Here is a 19,160-nt window from a genome sequence, read left to right on the forward strand (position 1 = left end):
GGGGCGGCGGCCCCGCGGGTCCGCGGCCGGCTGTGACGCAGCGTCAGTTCTTCTTGCGGGCGGCGGTGTCGGCCTCTCCCCCGGCACCGACCGGCCGCAGCCGGTCCGCGGCGGTGGCCTTCAGCTGCGGGGCCAGCCTGGCGACATCCCGGGCGCCGACGGTGGCGATCAGGCCCGGCAGCACCCAGCGGACGGGCTGCATCGCGCGCAGCCACGCCTGGGCGTAGACGTGCGGGGAGCGGCGGGCCAGCCCGGCCACCAGCCGGTCCACGGCCGGGTCCAGCGGGTACGTCTTGTTGGCGGGCCAGGGCAGCCGGGCGCGCATCTGCTTGAGGACGGTGTCCTGGTCGGCGCCGCGCACCATGTCGGTGTCGGTCCAGCTGAGGTAGCCGACGCCCACCCGGACGCCCTGGTGGGCCACTTCGGCGCGCAGCGCGTGGGCGAAGGACTCCACGCCGGCCTTGCTGGCGCAGTAGGCGCTCATCAGCGGCGCCGGGGTCAGCGCGGCGAGCGAGGCGATCTGCAGCAGGTAGCCGCGGCTCTCCACCAGGGCCGGCAGGAAGGCCCGGGCGGTGGCCACGCTGCCGAGCAGGTTGACCTCGATGACGCGGTTGAAGGCGCGCGGGTCGCTGCCCAGCAGCGGGCCGCCGAGGGCGATGCCGGCGTTGGCCACCACGGCGTCGATCCGGCCGTAGTGCTCCTGGATCGCGCGGGCGGTCGTCCCGAGGGCGTCGACGTCGGTGACGTCGGCCTCCCAGGAGGTGGCGTCCGGGCCGCAGAGCGCGGCGACGGCCTTGAGCTCGGCGGGCTCCAGGCCGACCAGGGCGACCTTGGCGCCGCGCTCGGCGAGCTTGCGGGCAAGGGTCGCACCGACGCCGCGGGCGGCCCCGGTGACGACGACGACCTGGGTGGAGAGCGGCGGGACGGGGGCGTTCATGCCGTGGCCTTCCTCTCGGCGGGGGCGGTCGGGCGGGCGGGGCGACGGGCGGACGGCACGGCGGCGGCCTCGGCAGCCGGCTCGGCAGCCGGCTCGGCGGCGAGGTGCAGTCCGGCCATCCGGCGGATCTCGGCGGCGACCTCGTCGGGCCGCTCGACCGGCGCCATGTGCCCGGCGCCCGGCAGCAGGAGCAGCCCCTGCGGGTCGGGCAGGGCGGCGGCGATCCGGTGCGCGTGCACCGGAGGGGTGAGCCGGTCGTCGGTGCCGACCACGACGGAGGTCGGCGCGGCGAGCCCGGCCAGGCCCGCGGTGACGTCCAGGGTCTCCAGGACGCGCGCCCAGTGGGCGCGGACCGCGGTCGGGCAGGCGTGCACCACCCGGGCGGTGGCCTCGACCCGGCCGGCCGGGGTGGCGGCGCCCATGGTCGCGTACTTGAGGGCGGCGCGGCTGACCGGGGTGACCGGGCCGAGCGGCAGCCGCGAGCGCAGGACCTGCCGGTGCAGCAGCCGGCGCAGCGCGGGCGGGCGCACGGCGGCGGACACCACCCGCAGTTCGGCGACCAGGTCGGCGGGGCCGGTGCTGATCAGGACGGCGGCGGCGGTGCGCCCGGCGATCGCGGGGCGGTCGGCGCCGGCCATCACGGTCATGCCGCCCATGCTGTGGCCGGCCAGCACGGCCCGCTCGCCGGCCGGGACGGTGCGGGCGAGCACGGCCTCCAGGTCGTCGGCGAGGGCGCGGGTGGAGTACCGGGCCCGGGTCGGCGGGACGTCGCTGCGGCCGTGGCCGCGCTGGTCGTAGACGACCACCCGGTGGTCGTCGGTGAGCAGCCGGACCACCGGGGCCCAGAAGGCGGTGGAGCAGGTCCAGCCGTGGGCCAGGACGACGGTCGGGGCGCCGGCCCGGCCGTGGATCTCGGTGTGCAGCCAGGTGCCGTCGGCGGAGCGGACGCGCAGCTCCTCGACCGGGGCGGGCGGCAGGCAGTCGGCGGGGATCCGGGGGGTCATACCAGGGCCTCCTCGGCCTCGGTGGCGGCGGTCGGCGGGGCGGTCGGGTCCTTGCGCAGCAGGAGTTCGTACTCGGCGAGGTCGACCCGGCGGGTGGCACGGCGGAAGGCGCTGGTGGAGCCGGGCCAGAGCACGGTGTTCCTGCCGCCCTCGTCGAGGTACCAGCTGCGGCAGCCGCCAGTGGTCCAGACGGTGCGGTCCATCCGGTGCTGGAGTTCGAGGTTCCAGTGGCGCTGGGCGCGGACGGTGGGCTGCATCGCGGTAGCGCCGACCGAGTCGAGGGTGGTGAGCGCGTCGACCAGGTAGTTCAGCTGGGACTCGATCATCAGGATCATCGAGCTGTTACCGAGGCCGGTGTTGGGGCCGATGACGAAGAAGAGGTTGGGGAAGCCGTGCACGGTGGAGCCGCGCAGTGCCTCCATGCCGCCCTTCCAGGACTCGGCCAGGCTGGTGCCGCCGACGCCGTACACCCGGGAGGCGACGGGCATGTCGGTGACGTGGAAGCCGGTGCCGAGGACGATCGCGTCGACCTCGTGCTCGCTGCCGTCGGCGGCGACCAGGGTGGAGCCGCGCACCTCGGTGAGGCCGGCGGCGACCACCTCGGTGTTGGGGGCGGCGAGCGCCGGGTAGTACGTGTTGCTGAGCAGGATGCGCTTGCAGCCGATCCGGTAGTCCGGGGTCAGCCGGGCGCGCAGCGCCGGGTCGGCGACGGAGCGGGCGATGTGCCGCTCGGCGACCCGCTGGACCAGCCGCAGCGCCCCGGGCCGGCGGACGAAGGCGTCCACCTGGAGCTCGCGCAGGGCGAAGAGCGCGCCGCGGCGGACCTTGGCGGTGGCGGGCAGCCGGCCGTGCAGCCACTTCTCGGCGGCGGTGATCTCGCGGTCGCGGCGCGGCAGGACCCAGGCGGGGGTGCGCTGGAAGACCGTGAGCCGGGCGACCCGGGGCTGGATGGCGGGGACGATCTGGGCGGCGGAGGCACCGGTGCCGACCATGGCGACGCGCTTGCCGGCGAGGTCGTAGTCGTGGTCCCAGCGGGAGGAGTGGAAGACCTTGCCGGGGAAGGCGGCGAGGCCGGGCAGGTCGGGCAGCTGGGGGTCGGCGAGCGGGCCGGCGGCGGAGACCAGGGCGTCGGCGGTCCACTGGCCGGCGCCGGTGGTGATCCGCCAGCGGGTGTGCTCCTCCTCCCAGCGGGCCTCGGTGACCTCGGTGCCGAAGCGCAGGTGCGGGCGCAGACCGAAGACGTCGGCGACCTTCTCCAGGTAGGCGCGGATGTCGGGCTGGCCGGAGAAGCTGCGGGGCCAGTCGGGGTTGGGCGCGAAGGAGAAGGAGTACAGGTGCGAGGGCACGTCGCAGGCGCAGCCGGGGTAGCTGTTGTCGCGCCAGGTGCCGCCGACCGAGTCGGCGCGCTCCAGGATGACGAAGTCGGTGATGCCGGCGCGGCGCAGCCGCACACCTGCGCCGAGGCCGCCGAAGCCGGAGCCGATGACCGCCACCCGGACGTGGGGGACGGCCGGCGCGGGCCTGGGGGGCTTGCTGCTGGATGCCATGCGGCGTCCTCCTGGGGGGTGAGGGCGTGGTGCGCGGTGCCCGGGGGTCTCGGTCGGAACCACCGTGAAACCTTGCCAGCAATCACTGGCATGATTGGCAGGGTAGCCCTTGCTGACAGCTTGCGGAAGAAGGCCGACCGCCCCGGTTCCACGACCCCCGGTCCTATGCTGAGCCCCGTGGACAAGCTCAGCGCAGCGGCGCACGCCAAAGAACGCGAGTACCGGGTGGAGGAACTCGCCGAAGCCGCCGGCATCACCACCCGCACGCTGCGCTTCTACCGGGAGCGCAAGCTGCTCCAGCCGCCCCGCAGGGAGGGCCGGATCGCCTGGTACGGCGAGGCCCACCTGGCCCGGCTGCGGATGATCGCCGAACTGCTGGAGCGCGGCCACACCCTGGGCGGGATCGCCGAGCTGATCGGCGCCGGCGAGAGCGGCCGGGACGTCGCCGAGCTGATCGGCCTGGAGGCGGCGATCATCGCGCCGTGGTCCGACGAGACGCCCACCCACCTGTCCTGGGCCGAGCTGCACGCCGCCTTCGGCGAGCAGCTCACCGGCGAGAACACCGCGGAGGCGATCGCCCAGGGCCTGGTCACCGTCGACGCGGACGGCATCGGCCACGTCAGCCGGCGGTTGATGGACGCGACCACCGCCCTGGTCGGCGCGGGCGTGCCGCTGGCCGCCGTCCTGGAGGCCAGCCGCCGCACCCAGGAGCACGTCGACGCCATCGCCGAGGCGTTCACCGCGCTGGTCCGCGACCACCTGCTCGGCGCGCTCGCGGGCGGCGGCCCGCTGCCGCCGGGCGAGGCGGCCCAGCTGACCGAGCGCATCCTGCAGACCCGCCCGCTCGCCCGCACGGTGGTGGACGCCCAGTTCGCACTGGCCATGGACCGCCGGGTGCGCGCCGAGTACGAGCAGCTCACCGGCCGCTGCCGGCCCGCGGAGGAGGACGGCTGACGGCCGCTTGGGCGCTCCTCCAGCTACCGCCACGTGACCGCGCGACTGCACTGGGTCATCGCACGGTTACCCGGGTGATCATCGGACCCGTACCGTCGGAAGCCACCCGCTGGTCCCTTTCACCTGGTCGGGCCGGTTGCGGGAGGCGGGCGCCCGGACCGGCCCCCACGGGTGGGGTGCACACCGATGCCATTGGTCGAGAGGTTCCGTACCGCGACGCAGTCGACGGGCGGCCGGGTGCTGGTCTGGTCGCTGCTCGGGCGGCTGCCCAACGCGATGTGCCCGATCGGCACGCTGCTGCTGGTGACCCACAACACCGGCAGCGTCTGGGAGGGTTCGCTGGTCGCCGGCGCGCTGGCGCTCGGTCAGGCTGCGGGCGGACCGGTCGTCGGCCGGCTGGCGGACCGCCGCGGCCAGCGGACCGTGGGCCTGTCCGCAGCCCTGGTGAACACGGTGGCGATCGTCGCCCTGGTCGCCGCCTCGGAGGCCGCACTGCCGCTCGGCTGGCAGCTCGCCCCGGCCGCGCTGATCGGCCTCTCGGTGCCGCTGGTCGGCCCGCTGTCGCGCAGCCGCTGGGTCCGGCTGGCCGACGGCGACCGGGAGTTGACCTCCTCGATGCTCTCGCTGGACGGCATCGTGGACGAGATCAGTTTCACCACGGGCCCGGCCCTGGTCGGGCTGCTGGCCGCCCTCGTCTCGCCGGCCGCCGGACTGCTCGCCGCCGCCGTACTGGTCGGCACCGGCGCGACCCTGTTCGCGCTGCACCCGACCGCCGCCCCGGGCACCGGCGCGGCCCGCCACCGCCCCTCCGAGCGCCTGCTCGACGCCCCGTTCGCACTGCTGCTGGCCGGCATGGCCCTGCTGGGCGCCTGCTTCGGCTCCGTCCAGGTGGGGGTGACCGCGACCGCGGACGCCCTCGGACAGTCCGGCGCGGCCGGGCTGGTGTACGGCCTCATGGGGCTGACCAGCGCCGTCGCGGGCGTCGCCACCGCCGCGCTGCCCGCCCGCTGGGGCCTGCCGCTGCGACTGCGGGCCGGTACCGCGGTGCTGTTCGCCGCCTCGGTGCCGCTGCTGTTCGCGAGCGGCGGCATCGCGGCCCTGGCGGCGGCGATCGGCTGCCTGGGGGTGGCGATCGCCCCGCAGATGATCACCATGTTCGGACTGGTGGAGCGCACGGTGCCGGCCGCCCGGCTCGGCGAGGCGATGGCGGCCCTGGCCAGCGCGATCATTCTGGCGCACTCCGCGGGGACCTTCGCGGCCGGCTGGCTCGCCGAGAACCACGGGCCCGGCGGGCCGTTCTGGGCCACCGTCACGGCGGCCTGCGCGGCGCTGCTGCTCGCCACCGCGACGGCCACCGACCACCGCTACCGCCGTCGGGAGGAGCCCGACCGGGCCGCCGGGGAGCCGTCCCCCGCCGAACAGGTCGGCTCCCGCTGAACCGGCGGGCGCGCCCCGCTGCCCGGGGCGCGCCCGCCCTGCGCAGGCGCCTCAGCGCTCCAGGCGCTCGACGCGGTCCTCGTCGCAGGTGCGCGGACAGGTGAGGCAGGCGGCGTCGGCCTGGACCGCGTAGTAGAGGCAGCAGCCGAGCCGGGTGCGGGTGTGGTGGGTGCGCCCGGTCGGGCCGGTGAGGATCCGGAAGTCGGCGGCGCCGGGCATCGGCAGGGTGCCGCCCGGCAGGACGGCGGTGGCGGCGGCCACCGACGCCTCCTCCTCGCCGAGCATCCGGCCGAGGTACCAGACGGCGGAGGCCAGATCGTCCGTCACCATGCCCCACAGCGCCCGGGTGCCGCGCTTGGTCGGCTTGGCGAACGCCTCCAGCAGCGGTTCGACGTGGGTGACGACGGCGGTGCGCAGTTCGGCGCGCAGCTCGTCCTCGCCGGCCACGATCACGCCGGCCGGGTCGCCGGGCAGGGCGGTGTAGCCGCGCGGGCGCAGGGCGAGGTCGCCGGTCGCCGCGTGCAGCCAGATCGATTCCGGTGTGATGCTCGGCACTCTGCGGTCGAGATACCACGGGCCGCCGACGAGCAGGCAGAAGGTCCAGACGTAGTGGTGCAGCAGCCGCGAGGCGCTGACGTGCGGCCTCGGCTCCTTGCCGTGGTCGGCGGCGATCCGGGCGGCCTCGCCGGCCAGGACGGCGGCGAGCGCGTCCGGGTCGCGGATCAGTTCGGCTGCGGAGTACCAGCCTTGACGCCGCGAGGGATTCGACTCATGATCGTCCAGGAGCTCGACACGGACCGCAGGGCAGAGCCCCAGCAGGCGCTGGTAACCGGCGCGCAGCGGCTGGGCGGCGCCTGGCAGCGTCAGTGACGCATCGGACATGAGCGGCGTTCCCTGGATCATCGGCACTCCCGTGGACGGCCGAGTCGACTTAGGTGAGCCTCACCTTACATCCCAACCCCCGGACAAGCGCAAGACGGGCCCGCCCAGCGGTCACGACTTGACGGCATTAGCTTTGCCTAACCTAATATCTGGCTCCGTGCTGAGAAACGACCCGACGGCCACCGCAGCGGTGGCGCCCGGCCCCTCGGCGGTACGGCGGCCCCTGCTGCTGACCGCCGGAGTCTGCGCGCTCCTGCTGTGCGTCGCCCTGAGCCTGGCGCTCGGGTCCCGTTCCATACCGCTGGCGACCGTCGTCGACGCCCTGACCGGGCGTCTGCACGGCGGCGACGCGGACGTGGTGACGGGCCTGCGGCTGCCGCGTACCCTCATCGGACTCGCCGTCGGCGCCGCGCTCGGGGTCGCCGGGGCGGTCGCCCAGGGCGTCACCCGCAACCCGCTGGCCTCCCCGATCACCCTCGGCATCAACGCCGGGGCGAGCCTGTTCGTGGTCGCCGCGATCTACACGCTGGAGCTCACCCGGCCGCTGGAGTACGTCTGGTTCGCCTTCGCCGGCGCCGCCGTCGCCGCCGTCGCCGCGTACGGGATGGCCCGTCGCGGCGGGGACCTCGACCCGGTCCGGCTGGCACTCGGCGGCACCGTGCTCACCGTGGTGCTCACCTCGTGGACCTCCGCGCTCATGCTGGCCAGTCACCGGACGCTGGACGAGGCCCGGTTCTGGCTGGCCGGCTCGATCGCCGGCCGGCACCTGGAGGTGCTCGCCCCGGTCCTGCCCTTCCTCGCGATCGGCCTGCTGGCGGCCTTCGCCGTCTCCCCCGCGCTGAACGCCCTCGCGCTCGGCGACGAGACCGCCCAGTCCCTCGGCGTCCCGGTCGCCCGGATCCGGCTGGTCGGCGGCCTCGCCGTCGTCCTGCTGGCCGGCAGCGCGGTCGCGGTGGCCGGCCCGGTCGCCTTCATCGGCCTGGCCGCCCCGCACCTGGTCCGCCCGTTCCTCGGCAACGACCACCGCTGGCTGCTCCCCGGCTGCCTGATCGCCGGTCCGGTCCTGCTGCTCGCCGCCGACGTGCTCGGCCGGCTGGTGGCCCGCCCCTCCGAGATCGAGGTCGGGATCGTCACCGCCTTCCTCGGCGCACCGCTGCTCGCGGTGCTGGCCCGGAAGGTGGCCCGATGAGCACCACGCTGCCGACCGCCCGCCCGGCGGCCGTCTCCACCCGCGCCCGCCGCCGCGCCCGGACGCTGCTCTGGTCGGTCGTCACCGCCGCCCTGCTGGTGCTGCTGACCGGCGTCGCCCTCGGCACCGGCCAGATGGACATCCCGGTCTGGGACGCGCTGCGCGCCCTGTTCGGCGCCGGCGACCCCGGGAACGTCCTGGTCGTCCAGGAGTTCCGGGCCCCCCGCGTGGTGTCCGCGCTGATCGCGGGCGCCGCCCTGGCGGTCTCCGGCACGATGCTGCAGCGGCTCTTCCGCAACCCGCTGGCCTCCCCCGACACCATCGGGGTCACCGGCGGCGCCTCCTTCGGCGCGGTGCTGATGCTGGCCACCGGCGCCTCCCAGGAGCTGATCCCGGTGGCCGCGCTCGGCGGCGGCCTGCTCGCCGCCCTGCTGCTCGGCGGCTTCGCCTGGCGCTCCCGGATGGCCGTCACCCGGCTGGTCCTGGTCGGCCTGGCGGTCCAGCAGGGCCTCGCCGCCGCGGTGAACCTGATGATCGTGCGGTTCCCGGCCGAACTCGCCTCCTCCGCCATGCAGTGGACCACCGGCTCGCTGTACGGGCGCAACTGGACCGAGGTGTGGATCGGCGGCACCGCCATCCTCGTCACCTCCCTGGTCGTGGTGCTCTGCCAGCGCCGCGTCGCCGTCCTCGACCTCGGCGACGACTCGGCCGGCGGGCTCGGCCTCAACGCCGGCCGCGACCGGCTGCTCCTGCTGCTGCTCTCCATCGCCCTGGCCTCCCTCGCCGCCGCCCTGACCGGGCCGGTCGCCTTCGTCGCGCTCGCCGTGCCGCACCTGGTGCGGCTGCTGGCCGGCCCGCCGACCCTCGCCACGCTGGGCCTGACCGCGCTGGCCGGCTCGGTGCTGCTGCTCTCCTCCGACCTGCTCGTGCTCCACGTGATCCCCGTCCACGGCCTGCCGGTCGGTGCCGTCACCGCCACCCTCGGCGCGCCCTGGCTCCTGGTGCTGATGTTCCGCCAGGGCCGGCTTCCCCAGAGGAGCAGCTGATGACCGCCACCGCCGCACCGGCCGCCGGCGCCAACCGCCTCGCCGCGCACGGCCTCCACCTGCGCTACGGCAACCGCCTCGTCGTGGACGGCCTCGACCTGGAACTGCCCGGCGGCGCCGTCACCGCGATCGTCGGCCCCAACGCCTGCGGCAAGTCCACCCTGCTGCGCGGACTCGTCCGGCTGCTCGACCCGGCCTCCGGGACCGTCACCCTGGACGGCTCCGACATCCACCGGATGCCCGCCCGGGCGCTCGCCAAGCGGATGGGCCTGCTGCCGCAGCAGCCCGTGACCCCCGAGGCGATCACCGTCGAGGCGCTGGTCCGGCTCGGCCGCTTCCCGCACCAGCGGATGCTGACCCCCTGGTCCAAGGCCGACCAGGAGGCCGTCGAGGAGGCGCTGCGCCGCACCGGCACCGCCGAACTGCGCGACCAGCAGGTCGACCGGCTCTCCGGCGGCCAGCGCCAGCGCGCCTGGATCGCCCTCGCGCTCGCCCAGGACACCGAGCTGCTGCTGCTCGACGAGCCGACCACCTTCCTCGACCTGCGCCACCAGCTGGACGTCCTGGACCTGGTGGCCGACCTGCACGCCGAGGCCGGGCGCACCGTCGTCATGGTGCTGCACGACCTCGGCCAGGCCGCCCGCTACGCCGACCACCTGGTCGTGCTCAAGGACGGCCGGCTGGCCGCCGCCGGGCCCCCCGGCGAGGTGCTCACCGCCGACCTGGTCGAGTCCGTCTTCCAGGTGCCCTGCCAGGTGGTGCCCGACCCGGAGTCCGGCACCCCGCTGGTCGTGCCCCGGGCCCGGACGAAACGGCCCGCCGACACCCCCTGACCCCCACCCCCCGACTTCCGGCCGGACCCGCTCACCCGGGGCCGCACCGGTGACCCACCCTGCCCCGAACCCAGCAAAGGACCCGTCATGACCCGCTCCGCCCGCACCCGCAGACTCCCCGTCGCCGTGCTCGCCGCCGCGCTCACCACCACCCTGCTCGCCGCCTGCGGCAGCAACGGGGAGAGCGCCAAGCCGGCCGACGCCGCCGCGTCCACCGGTGCCGCCGCCGGTTCGGCCGCCGCCTACCCCCGCAGCGTCAAGCACGCCGCCGGCACCGCCGAGATCAAGGCCCAGCCGAAGCGCGTCGTGGTGCTGGACTCCGGCGAGCTGGACGACGTCACCCTGCTCGGCATCACCCCGGTCGGCGCGGTCTCCCCGCACATGAAGACCGAGGGCGGCTTCCCGGCCTACCTCAAGGACAAGATCAAGGACACCAAGGACGTCGGCCCGATGGCCGAGCCGAACCTGGAGCTGATCGCCTCCCTGAAGCCCGACGTGATCCTCTCCTCGAAGGTCCGCCACGCCAAGGTCTACGACAAGCTGAACGCGATCGCCCCGACCGTGCTCGCCGAGACCACCGGCTTCCCGTGGAAGGAGAACCTCGCCCTCTACGCCCAGGCCCTGGGCAAGGAGGCCGAGGCCAAGAAGGCGCTCACCGAGTACGAGGCCCGCGCCGCCAAGCTCGGCGAGGCCATCAAGGCGAAGTACAACGGCACCGCCCCGACCGCCTCCGTGGTCCGCTTCGTGGCCGGCCCGACCCGCCTGTACCAGAAGGCCTCGTTCAGCGGCGTCGTGCTGAAGGACGCCGGCCTCGGCCGCCCGGCCTCCCAGGACGTCGACAAGTCGATGCTGGAGGTCAGCGCCGAGCAGATCAACCAGGCCGACGCCGACCTGGTGTTCGTCACCGTCGCCGACGACCCGACCAAGACCAAGCAGAGCGAGGTCCAGGGCACCCCGGTCTGGCAGGGCCTGAACGCCGTCAAGAACAACAAGGTGTTCACCGTCCCGGACGAGACCTGGATGTCCGGCATCGGCGTCCAGGCCGCCGAGCAGATGCTGCTGGACATCGCCAAGGCCGCCGGCGTCGAGGCGCCCAAGTAGCAGCCCCCGCAGGGGGCGGGCGCACGGCGCCCGCCCCCTGCCACCTCCCCCAGACTTCCCGTCCCCGTCCGGAGAGGACCCGCCCCCACATGCGGCTGTACCTGCTCGCCCTCAACCCCACCGACTCCGTCACCCAGGGGTTCCTCCCGGCCGCCGCCCGGCTCGGGCTCGACGTCACCGTCCTCACCGACCACGCCGAGGCGCACCGCCTCGCGTACGACGGGGTCCCCGGCCTGCCCGGCACCCTGGAGGTGCTGGAGTGCGACGTCCGGGACTTCCGCGAGGTCGTCGGCCTGGTCTCCCGGCACCACGCGCCGGCCGCGGTCTTCTCCAACAGCGACCACCTGCAGACCCAGACCGCCCTCGCCGCCGACTACTTCGGCCTGCCCGCGAAGGACTGGAAGGCCGCGCTGCGGGCCAAGAACAAGGGCGAGCTGCGCCGCCACCTGGCCGCCGCCGGCCTGGACGCCGTCCGCTCCGCCGAGCTCGACCCCGGCCAGGACCCGTCCGCACTGCACGCCCTCGACCTGCCGTTCCCGCTCGTGGTGAAGCCCCGCGAGGGCGTCGCCAGCGAGGACGTCACGCTGGTCGCCGACGCCGACGAACTGGAGCGGCGCTGCAAGGAGATCCAGCACCGCCGCCCCGGCGCCGCCCTGGTCGTCGAGGAGTTCCTCGACGGGCAGCTGAGCACCCTGGAGACCCTCGGCGACGGCGAGCGCCGGCACGTCCTCGGCGGCTTCCGCACCCGGCTCTCCCCGCCGCCGGACTTCATCGAGGAGGTCCTGGAGTTCGTCCCCGCGCACCCGCAGCCGGTGGTCGACCAGGTCCTCGCCCAGCTCGACGCCCTCGGCGTCGGACTCGGCGCCTGCCACACCGAGTTCGTCGTCCAGCCGGACGGCCGCGCCCGGATCATCGAGGTCAACTACCGCGCCATCGGCGACCAGTGCGACCTGATGCTCGCCGAGCTCCTCGACATCCCGCTGTTCGAGCACATCCTCGGCGCCCACCTCGGCCGCCCGCTGCCCGCCGACCTCGGCGCCCGCACCGACCGGCGCGCCCGCAACGAGGTCGTCTGCGCCGACCGGGCCGGCACCCTGACCGCCGCCCCCGGCCCGTACGACGAGGACCGCGACGGCGTCCGGCTCGCCTACCGGCCGCTGCGCGCGATCGGCGAGCGCCACGAGCTCTACCGCACCAACCGCGACTACCTCGGGGTGATCTGGGCCGTCGGCACCGACCAGGCCGCCGTGGACGCCTCCGTCGCCCGCTTCGTGGCGGCCAACCGCTGGGAGATCACCCCGTGACCCCGGCCGCCACCACCACCGCCCCCGCCGACGCGCTGGCCCTGCGGGTGCTCTCCGCGCTGCTGCGCGAGGACGTCCTCGGCCTGCGCACCCGCAGCACCGCCGAGGAGCGCCCCGACGGCCGCTGGCTCCGGCTCGCCCGCGGCGGCCGGACCCTCGCCCTGCCGGTCGCCCCCGAGGGCTTCCAGAGCGAGTACGCCGCCCGGCTCCCGCTGCTGGAGGTCGACGGCACCGCGGTCGCCGACCTCGACGACGCCGTCGCCGCCCTGGCCGGCCTCGCCGACCCCGAGGACCGCGACGGCTGGACCGCCTTCGCCGAGGAGTGCCGGCAGACCCGCGCCACCATGGAGCTGCACGAGCGGGTCGCCGCCGAGGTGCACACCCGGCTCGCCGACCTGTACGGACCCGACCCGGCCCACTGGACCGGCCTCGCCGCCGCCCTCGGCCTGGACGCCCTGGCCGCCTACCTGGACCACCCGGTCTACCCCACCGCGCGCGGCCGGGCCGGCCTCACCGAGGCCCAACTGCGTGCCTACGCACCCGAGTTCCACTCCGCCTTCGAGCTCCGCTGGCTCGCCGTGCCGGCCGACGCGCTCACCGTGCACGGCGAGCAGCCGCTGCCCAGCTGGTGGCCCACCCCCGGCTGGCTCGGCCTCGACCTGGACGGCGACTGGCGCACCCTCCCGGTGCACCCGCTGTCCGTCGGCGCCCCGCTCGACGAGGCCCTGCGCGCCGCCGGCCTCGACGGCCGCGCCGTGCTCGCCGACCGGCCGTACCTGACCGTGGTGCCGACCCTGTCGATGCGAACCGTCGCGGTCGCCGAGGACCCGGCCTGCCACCTCAAACTGCCGCTCGCCACCGCCACCCTGGGGCTGAAGAACCGGCGCACCATCAAGCCCGGCACCCTCGTCGACGGCGCCGCCGGTCAGCGCCTGATCGAGGCCGTGCTCGCCCGCGAACCCCGCTTCGCCGACCGCGTCCTGCACGCCGACGAGCAGACCTTCGCGCACGCCGGCCACGAGCTGCTCGCCGTCCTGCTGCGCCGCTACCCGGCCGGCCTGGAGCAGGCCGTGACCGTCCCGCTGGCCTCGCTGCTCGCCCCCGCCCCCGGCGGCCGGCTCGTCGTCGACCACCTCGCCGACCGCTTCCACGGCGGCTCGGTCACCGCCTTCTACGACGCCCTGCTGGAGCTGCTGCTCGACTGGCAGACCACACTCTTCGGCCACGGCATCGCGCTGGAGTCCCACCAGCAGAACACCTCCCTGGTGCTCGACGGCACCGGCCTGCGACTGCTCTACAAGGACGACGACGGCCCGCGCGTCAACACCGCCCGGCTCGCCGCCGGACTCGGCGAACTCGCGCCCGCCCCGGCCGACTTCGACGACCCGCGGATCTTCGGCGACACCGACCGGCCGCTCACCGACCTGTTCACCACCATCACCGGGCACCTGTGCACCGCCGCGCTCGCGTTCGGCCTCGCCGACCACGGCCGCGCCGAACTCGCCGACACCCTCGGCCTGCTGCGCACCCGGCTGAGCGCCGCCGTCGACCGGCTCGGTCCGGCCGGAACGGCCCTGCGGGAGGACCTGCTCGACGCCGAGCGGCTGCCGGTCAAGGCCATGGTCAGCGCCGGCACCCTGCTCAGCAAGCAGCGCTCCGGTGCCGCCGACATCAACAAGCACTACACCGACGGCCCCAACTACCTGCGCACGCACGGGGGCCCGCGGTGAGCGTCCAGACCCTGCCGCGCCCGGCGGGGACCACCGAGCAGGGCGGCCTCGACCGCCGGCAGGTGCACGCGGTCGCCGCCTGCTACTTCGTGGCCTCGTTCGCCGCGCTCGGGCTGCCGCCGTTCCTCACCGCCATCCTGCCCTCGCTCGGCGACACCGAGGGCCGCTGGGCCGGCGTGCTGTACATCGTGCCGACGGTCTTCAGCGCGCTCGGTGCGCCGTTCTGGGGCCGCCTGGCCGACCGCTTCGGGCGCAAGCGGATGCTGCTGCGCGCCCAACTCGGCCTCACCGTCTCCTTCCTGCTGGCCGGCGCGGCCGACAGCCTGCCCGCGTTCACACTGGCGCTGGTCCTCCAGGGCTTCCTCGGCGGCACCTTCGCCGCCACCAACGGCTACCTCGGCGCGGCCCTCGACGGCTCCCAGCTGTCCAAGGCGCTCACCCTGATGCAGGGCGCCGCCCGCGCCTCGCTGGTCGCCGCACCGATCCTGGTCGGCGCGCTCTCGCCGTGGATCGACCCGCACCGCCAGTACCTGGTGATGGCCGTCCTGCCGCTGGCCGCCGCCGCCCTGCTCGCGCTGCTGCCCGAGCCGGGCCGCCCACAGGCCGCGGGGGACGCCGCCGAGTCGGCACCTGCCGCCGACGCGCCCGCCGACGGGCCGCTGCGGCTGCTGTACGCCTTCGAGTTCGCCTTCGTCTTCGCGACCATCATCTCGTTCCCGTACCTGATCTCGCTGGCCGAACAGCGCCTGCCCGGCGTCTCCGGCACCACCACCGGGATCCTGTTCGCGCTGCCGCACCTGTGCTACCTGGCCTTCGCCGCCCGGACGCACAGCGCCTTCCTGCACCGGCCGCGCACCGGCGTCGCGCTGAGCTTCGGCTTCGTCGCCCTCGGCCTGGCCGGCCACGCGCTGGCCCACTCGCTGACCGCCTTCGTCGTGGTCCGGCTGCTCCTCGGCGCCGGCCTCACCCTCGGCCTGGTCAGCCTGTCCGTGCTGGCCGCCGAAGCCGTCCGGGGCCGCCCGCCGGGCCGCACCTTCGGCACCCTCGAATTCGTCTCCAAGGGCGGCGCCGTCGCCGCCGGTGCCGTCGCGGCACTGGTCAACGGCACCCTCGGCGCCGCCGCCCCCGTGCTGGTCGGCACCGCCGCCGCACTGCTGGCCGCCGCCGCGGCCACCACCGTCACCCTCGCCGACCGCAAGCGCCCGGAGTCCCGATGACCCACGTACCGCCTGCCCCCGACCTCCCCACCGCGGACCAGGCCGCAGCCCACACGCTGCTGAACTGCCTGCTCCGCGAGGTCTCCGCACCCGAGCACCAGACCGCCGTCGCCGGCGGCCGCCTGCTGATCCGCCTGCCCCGCCGGGGCACCCTGCTGAGCGTCGCCCTGCGCCGCACCTCGCTCTTCGGGGCGCACCGCTTCACCGGCCCCGTCGTCGAGGAACTGCCCGACGGCCCGGTCGAGCTGGGCTGGCGCGAACTCGGCGAGCGGATCCAGGACGAACTGACCCTGCGCACCGGCGGCAGCAACGAGGAGTTCCTCGACCAGCTCGCCTCCAGCCACCACGGCGTCGCCGCCGGGCTGATCGACCGGCCCGAGCCCGGCCCCGACCGCTACCTGGAGTCCGAGCAGGCCCTGCTCTTCGGCCACCGCTTCCACCCCGCACCCAAGTCCCGCACCGCCGCGCGCGGCGACTGGCGGCGCTACGCCCCCGAGCACCGCGCCGGGTTCCGGCTGCGCCACCTCGCCGTCCGCGAGGAACTGATCGCCGGCCAGAGCCTGGACGCCTCCGCCACCGCCCTCCTGGACGGCCTGCGCGAGGTGCCCGCCGGCTACCGGCTGCTGCCCGCCCACCCGTGGCAGTACGAACTGCTCGCCGACCACCCGCTGCTGCGCGGCGCCCTCGCCAGCGGCGACATCGTCGACCTCGGCCCGGGCGGCGAGCCGTTCACCGCCACCGCCTCGGTGCGCACCCTGTACGGGGCCGACGCCTTCCTCAAGTTCAGCCTCAACGTGCGGATCACCAACTGCCTGCGGAAGAACGCCGCGTACGAGCTGACCGGGGCCGTCACCCTCACCCGCCTGCTCGCCCCCGCCCTGGCCGACCTCGCCGAGCGCTTCCCCGGCGCCGCCATGCTGCGCGAGCCCGCCTTCCGCACCCTCGCCCTGCCCGGCGCCGACGGCCGGCCGGACACCTCGCTGTACGAGGGCTTCGGCCTGATCGTCCGCGAGGGCTTCGGCGACGCCGCGCTCCCCGGCACCACCCCGCTGCTGGCCGCCGCCGTCGCCGACGAGTACCCGACCAGCTCCGCGCACATCTCGCACCTGCTGGCCGGCGCCGGCCGGCAGGAGGCCCTCGACTGGTGGACCGCCTACCTGCGGCTGCTGCTGCCTCCGGTGCTCGCCGCCTACTTCGACCACGGCGTGGTGCTCGAACCGCACCTGCAGAACGTCCTGATCGGGGTGGACGCTGGGAACCGGCCGGTGCAGGTGCTCTTCCGCGACCTGGAGGGCACCAAGCTCGTCCCCGAGCAGAACGCCGCCCTGCTCGACCGGCTGCCGCCCGAGGTCGCCGGCCCGATGACCTACGACGCCCAGCGCGGCTGGGACCGGGTCGTCTACTGCCTGCTGGTCAACCACGTCGCCGAACTCCTCGCCGCCGTCGCCGACCTGTACCCGTCCGCCGAGAGCGCGCTCTGGGGCGCCGTCCGGCAGACCCTGGAGGAGTACGCCGCCGAGCACGGCTGCCCGCCCCGGCTGCGCGGCCTGCTGGCCGGCGTGCCGCTGCCCGCCAAGGCCAACCTGCTGACCCGCTGGGAGCGCAAGGCCGACCGCGAGGCCGGCTACGTCCGGCTCCCCTCGCCGCTCGCCGACTCCGCCGACACGGCCCTGCGCCGCCTCCAGGAGCCGGCCGCCGCCCCCGCACTCGCCGGGAGCGCCCGATGAGCGGGAACACCCCGGTGGACCGCCGGCACCCCGCCCCGCACCCGGTCAGCGCCCCCGAGCCGGTCCGCACCCGGGTCGCCGCCCTCGCGCCCGAGGAACTGCCCGCGTACGTCTACGACCTGGCCGCCCTGCGCGACCACGTCGCCGCCGTCCGGGCCGCCCTGCCCGACCGGGTCGAGCTGTACTACGCCGCCAAGGCCAACCCGGACGCCCCGCTGCTGGCCGCCGTCCGCGACTCGGTGGACGGCTACGAGGTCTCCAGCGGCGGCGAGCTGGCGCACGTCGCCGCAGCCGTGCCGGGCGCCCCGCTGGCCTTCGGCGGCCCCGGCAAGACGCCCGCCGAGATCGCCGCGGCCGTCCGCACCGGCGTGCACCGCTGGCACGTCGAGAGCGAGCAGGAGCTGCACCGCCTCGCCGCCGAGCTCGCCGCCACCCCCGGAGCCGTCGTCGACGTGCTGCTGCGGGTCAACCTGCCGGTCGGCTCCGGTGCCCTGGACTCCGTCGCCCTCGCCATGGGCGGCCGGCCCACCCCGTTCGGCCTGGACCCGGAGCGCGCCGAGGAGTGCGTCCGCCTGCTGGCCGGCCCGCTCGGCCGGCAGCTGCGGCTGCGCGGCGTCCACGCCCACCTGGCCAGCGGACTCGACGCCCCCGAGCAGCTGGCGCTCGCCGAGCAGATCGTCGACTGGTCGGCCGCGCTCGCCGAACGGCACGGCCTCCCGCTCATCGAGGTCAACGTCGGCGGCGGCATGGCCGTCGACTACACCGACCCGGCCGCCCGCTTCGACTGGACGGCCTTCGGCAAGGGCCTGGCCGAGCTGCTCGACCGCCACCCCGGCCTCACCCTGCGGATCGAGCCCGGCCGGGCGCTCACCTCCTACTGCGGCTGGTACGCGACCGAGGTACTGGACGTGAAGCACAGCCACGGCGAGGACTTCGCGGTCGTCCGCGGCGGCACCCACCACCTGCGCACCCCCGCCACCCGCGGCCACTCGCAGCCCTTCGCCGTCCTCCCGGTCGACGCCTGGCCGCACCCCTGGGACCGGCCCGCCGTCACCACCGGACGCGCCACCCTGGCGGGCCAGCTCTGCACGCCCAAGGACGGCCTCGCCCACCACGACCCGGCCGCGGCCGGGCTGCGCACGGGCGACCGGGTGCTGTTCGCCATGGCGGGCGCATACGCCTGGAACATCTCCCACCACGAGTTCCTGATGCACCCCCGCCCGGGCTTCCACTACCTGGAGGCCTGAGCCCCGGCATGGCTGTGCGCCCCCCCGCCCGGTCGGACGGGGCGCACAGCCATGCCCGGCCCACCGCGCACCCGCCGGCCCTCCCGGCTCCCGGCCCGGCTCCCCTCCCCCGCCGGGCAGCCGTCCCTCAGCCCGGGCCGGGGGCGGAAGGGCGTGCGAGAGTGGTAGCAGTGAAGGGAGCGGCCACGTGCTGATGGACAGGGTGGCGGAGATCCTCGCCGAGGCTTCGGCCGAGGCGGTCGAGCCCCGCTTCCGGGCCCTCACCGCCGGGGACGTGATCGAGAAGGCCCCCGGCGAGCTGGTCACCACCGCCGACCGCGAGGCCGAGGTCATCATCGCCCGCCGGCTGCGCGAGCTGCTGCCGGTCCCCGTGGTCGGCGAGGAGGCGGTGGCCGCCGACCCCTCCCTCACCCGGGCCCTGCGCACGGAGCCGGCCGTCTGGCTGGTCGACCCGGTGGATGGCACCTCGAACTTCGTCGCCGGCCGCCCCGAGTTCGCCGTCATGTGCTCGCTCGTGCGGTCCGGGCAGACCATCGCCGCCTGGATCCTGCAGCCCGCCACCGCGACCCTGTACACCGCCGAACTCGGCGCCGGCGCCTGGCGCGACGGCCACCGGCTGGTCCGCGCCGCGGCCGGACCGGAGCCGGCCGGGTGGCGCGGTTCGGTGAAGAGCCGTTTCCTGGACCCGGAGCGCGGCCGCCGGCTGCGCCGCAACGCGGAGGCGGGCTTCGGCGAGGTGACCCCGGGCCGGCACGCGGCGGGCATCGAGTACCCGGACGTCGCCGACGGCGCGCTGGACTTCGTCCTCTACTGGCGGACCCTGCCGTGGGACCACGCGCCCGGTTCGCTGCTGGTGACCGAGGCGGGCGGCGTCGCGTCGCGGCTCGACGGCTCCCCGTACCGGCCGCAGGTGCCGGGCGGCGAGGACGGCCTGCTGGTCGCCGCCGACCCGGCCACCTGGGAGTGCACCCGCGCGATCCTGCTCGCCGACCGGCCCTGACGGCC

At 75.6% G+C, this 19,160-nt stretch carries 16 protein-coding genes; 12 read left to right on the top strand and 4 right to left on the bottom strand.

The features are described from left to right. Positions 1 to 43 precede the first annotated feature (43 nt). The 3 genes from ACWGB8_RS15730 to ACWGB8_RS15740 are packed head-to-tail and all read right to left on the bottom strand — an operon-like array spanning position 44 to position 3,488. Positions 44 to 937: an SDR family oxidoreductase gene (locus ACWGB8_RS15730; protein WP_452213978.1), complete on the bottom strand. Its 894-nt coding sequence runs from the start codon at positions 935 to 937 to the stop codon at positions 44 to 46. Then, on the bottom strand, positions 934 to 1,941 hold the full coding sequence (locus ACWGB8_RS15735; protein WP_452213980.1) for an alpha/beta fold hydrolase: 1,008 nt from the start codon (positions 1,939 to 1,941) through the stop codon (positions 934 to 936). Before ACWGB8_RS15735 ends, ACWGB8_RS15730 begins: the two co-directional genes overlap by 4 nt. Next, positions 1,938 to 3,488, bottom strand: a complete 1,551-nt coding sequence (locus tag ACWGB8_RS15740) for a flavin-containing monooxygenase (protein WP_452213982.1) — start codon at positions 3,486 to 3,488, stop codon at positions 1,938 to 1,940. Before ACWGB8_RS15740 ends, ACWGB8_RS15735 begins: the two co-directional genes overlap by 4 nt. A 165-nt stretch (positions 3,489 to 3,653) precedes the next feature. Between ACWGB8_RS15740 and ACWGB8_RS15745 the strand changes: the two genes are divergently transcribed. Continuing rightward, positions 3,654 to 4,442, top strand: a complete 789-nt coding sequence (locus ACWGB8_RS15745; protein WP_452213984.1) for a MerR family transcriptional regulator — start codon at positions 3,654 to 3,656, stop codon at positions 4,440 to 4,442. A 186-nt stretch (positions 4,443 to 4,628) separates the two neighbouring features. Next, positions 4,629 to 5,879, top strand: coding sequence for an MFS transporter (locus tag ACWGB8_RS15750; RefSeq protein ID WP_452213986.1), 1,251 nt, complete (start codon positions 4,629 to 4,631; stop codon positions 5,877 to 5,879). A 51-nt stretch (positions 5,880 to 5,930) separates the two neighbouring features. Here ACWGB8_RS15750 and ACWGB8_RS15755 read toward each other — a convergent pair whose 3' ends face one another. Further along, on the bottom strand, positions 5,931 to 6,761 hold the full coding sequence (locus tag ACWGB8_RS15755) for an iron-sulfur protein (protein WP_452213988.1): 831 nt from the start codon (positions 6,759 to 6,761) through the stop codon (positions 5,931 to 5,933). 190 nt (positions 6,762 to 6,951) lie between these two features. On the opposite strand from ACWGB8_RS15755, the gene ACWGB8_RS15760 reads away from it, so the two are divergent. From ACWGB8_RS15760 to ACWGB8_RS15805, 10 genes are all read left to right on the top strand, one after another. After that, a complete protein-coding gene (locus ACWGB8_RS15760; protein ID WP_452214032.1) occupies positions 6,952 to 7,950 on the top strand; it encodes a FecCD family ABC transporter permease in 999 nt (332 codons plus the stop codon). Next, entirely contained in the window at positions 7,947 to 8,996 is a 1,050-nt protein-coding gene (locus tag ACWGB8_RS15765; RefSeq protein ID WP_452213990.1) for a FecCD family ABC transporter permease, read from the top strand. The genes ACWGB8_RS15760 and ACWGB8_RS15765 overlap by 4 nt, the downstream gene beginning before the upstream one ends. Further along, the gene (locus ACWGB8_RS15770) at positions 8,996 to 9,829 is read left to right on the top strand and encodes an ABC transporter ATP-binding protein (protein WP_452213991.1); all 834 of its coding nucleotides are present in this window, start codon (positions 8,996 to 8,998) and stop codon (positions 9,827 to 9,829) included. The genes ACWGB8_RS15765 and ACWGB8_RS15770 overlap by 1 nt, the downstream gene beginning before the upstream one ends. Before the next feature lie 87 nt (positions 9,830 to 9,916). Then, the gene (locus ACWGB8_RS15775) at positions 9,917 to 10,930 is read left to right on the top strand and encodes an ABC transporter substrate-binding protein (protein ID WP_452213993.1); all 1,014 of its coding nucleotides are present in this window, start codon (positions 9,917 to 9,919) and stop codon (positions 10,928 to 10,930) included. A gap of 89 nt (positions 10,931 to 11,019) precedes the next feature. Beyond that, complete coding sequence (locus tag ACWGB8_RS15780) at positions 11,020 to 12,234, top strand: ATP-grasp domain-containing protein (protein ID WP_452213995.1); 1,215 nt, start codon at positions 11,020 to 11,022, stop codon at positions 12,232 to 12,234. Beyond that, positions 12,231 to 13,964: an IucA/IucC family protein gene (locus tag ACWGB8_RS15785; RefSeq protein ID WP_452213997.1), complete on the top strand. Its 1,734-nt coding sequence runs from the start codon at positions 12,231 to 12,233 to the stop codon at positions 13,962 to 13,964. The genes ACWGB8_RS15780 and ACWGB8_RS15785 overlap by 4 nt, the downstream gene beginning before the upstream one ends. Then, positions 13,961 to 15,181 carry an MFS transporter gene (locus ACWGB8_RS15790; protein WP_452213999.1) on the top strand — a complete coding sequence of 407 codons (1,221 nt, stop codon included), beginning with the start codon at positions 13,961 to 13,963 and terminating at the stop codon, positions 15,179 to 15,181. Before ACWGB8_RS15785 ends, ACWGB8_RS15790 begins: the two co-directional genes overlap by 4 nt. Further along, the gene (locus tag ACWGB8_RS15795; RefSeq protein ID WP_452214001.1) at positions 15,178 to 16,908 is read left to right on the top strand and encodes an IucA/IucC family protein; all 1,731 of its coding nucleotides are present in this window, start codon (positions 15,178 to 15,180) and stop codon (positions 16,906 to 16,908) included. The genes ACWGB8_RS15790 and ACWGB8_RS15795 overlap by 4 nt, the downstream gene beginning before the upstream one ends. After that, entirely contained in the window at positions 16,905 to 18,155 is a 1,251-nt protein-coding gene (locus tag ACWGB8_RS15800; protein WP_452214003.1) for a type III PLP-dependent enzyme, read from the top strand. The genes ACWGB8_RS15795 and ACWGB8_RS15800 overlap by 4 nt, the downstream gene beginning before the upstream one ends. Positions 18,156 to 18,348: 193 nt before the next feature. Further along, positions 18,349 to 19,155, top strand: coding sequence for an inositol monophosphatase family protein (locus ACWGB8_RS15805; RefSeq protein WP_452214034.1), 807 nt, complete (start codon positions 18,349 to 18,351; stop codon positions 19,153 to 19,155). The last annotated feature ends 5 nt before the right edge of the window (positions 19,156 to 19,160 follow it).

The sequence above is a fragment of the Kitasatospora sp. NPDC054939 genome (assembly GCF_053610105.1).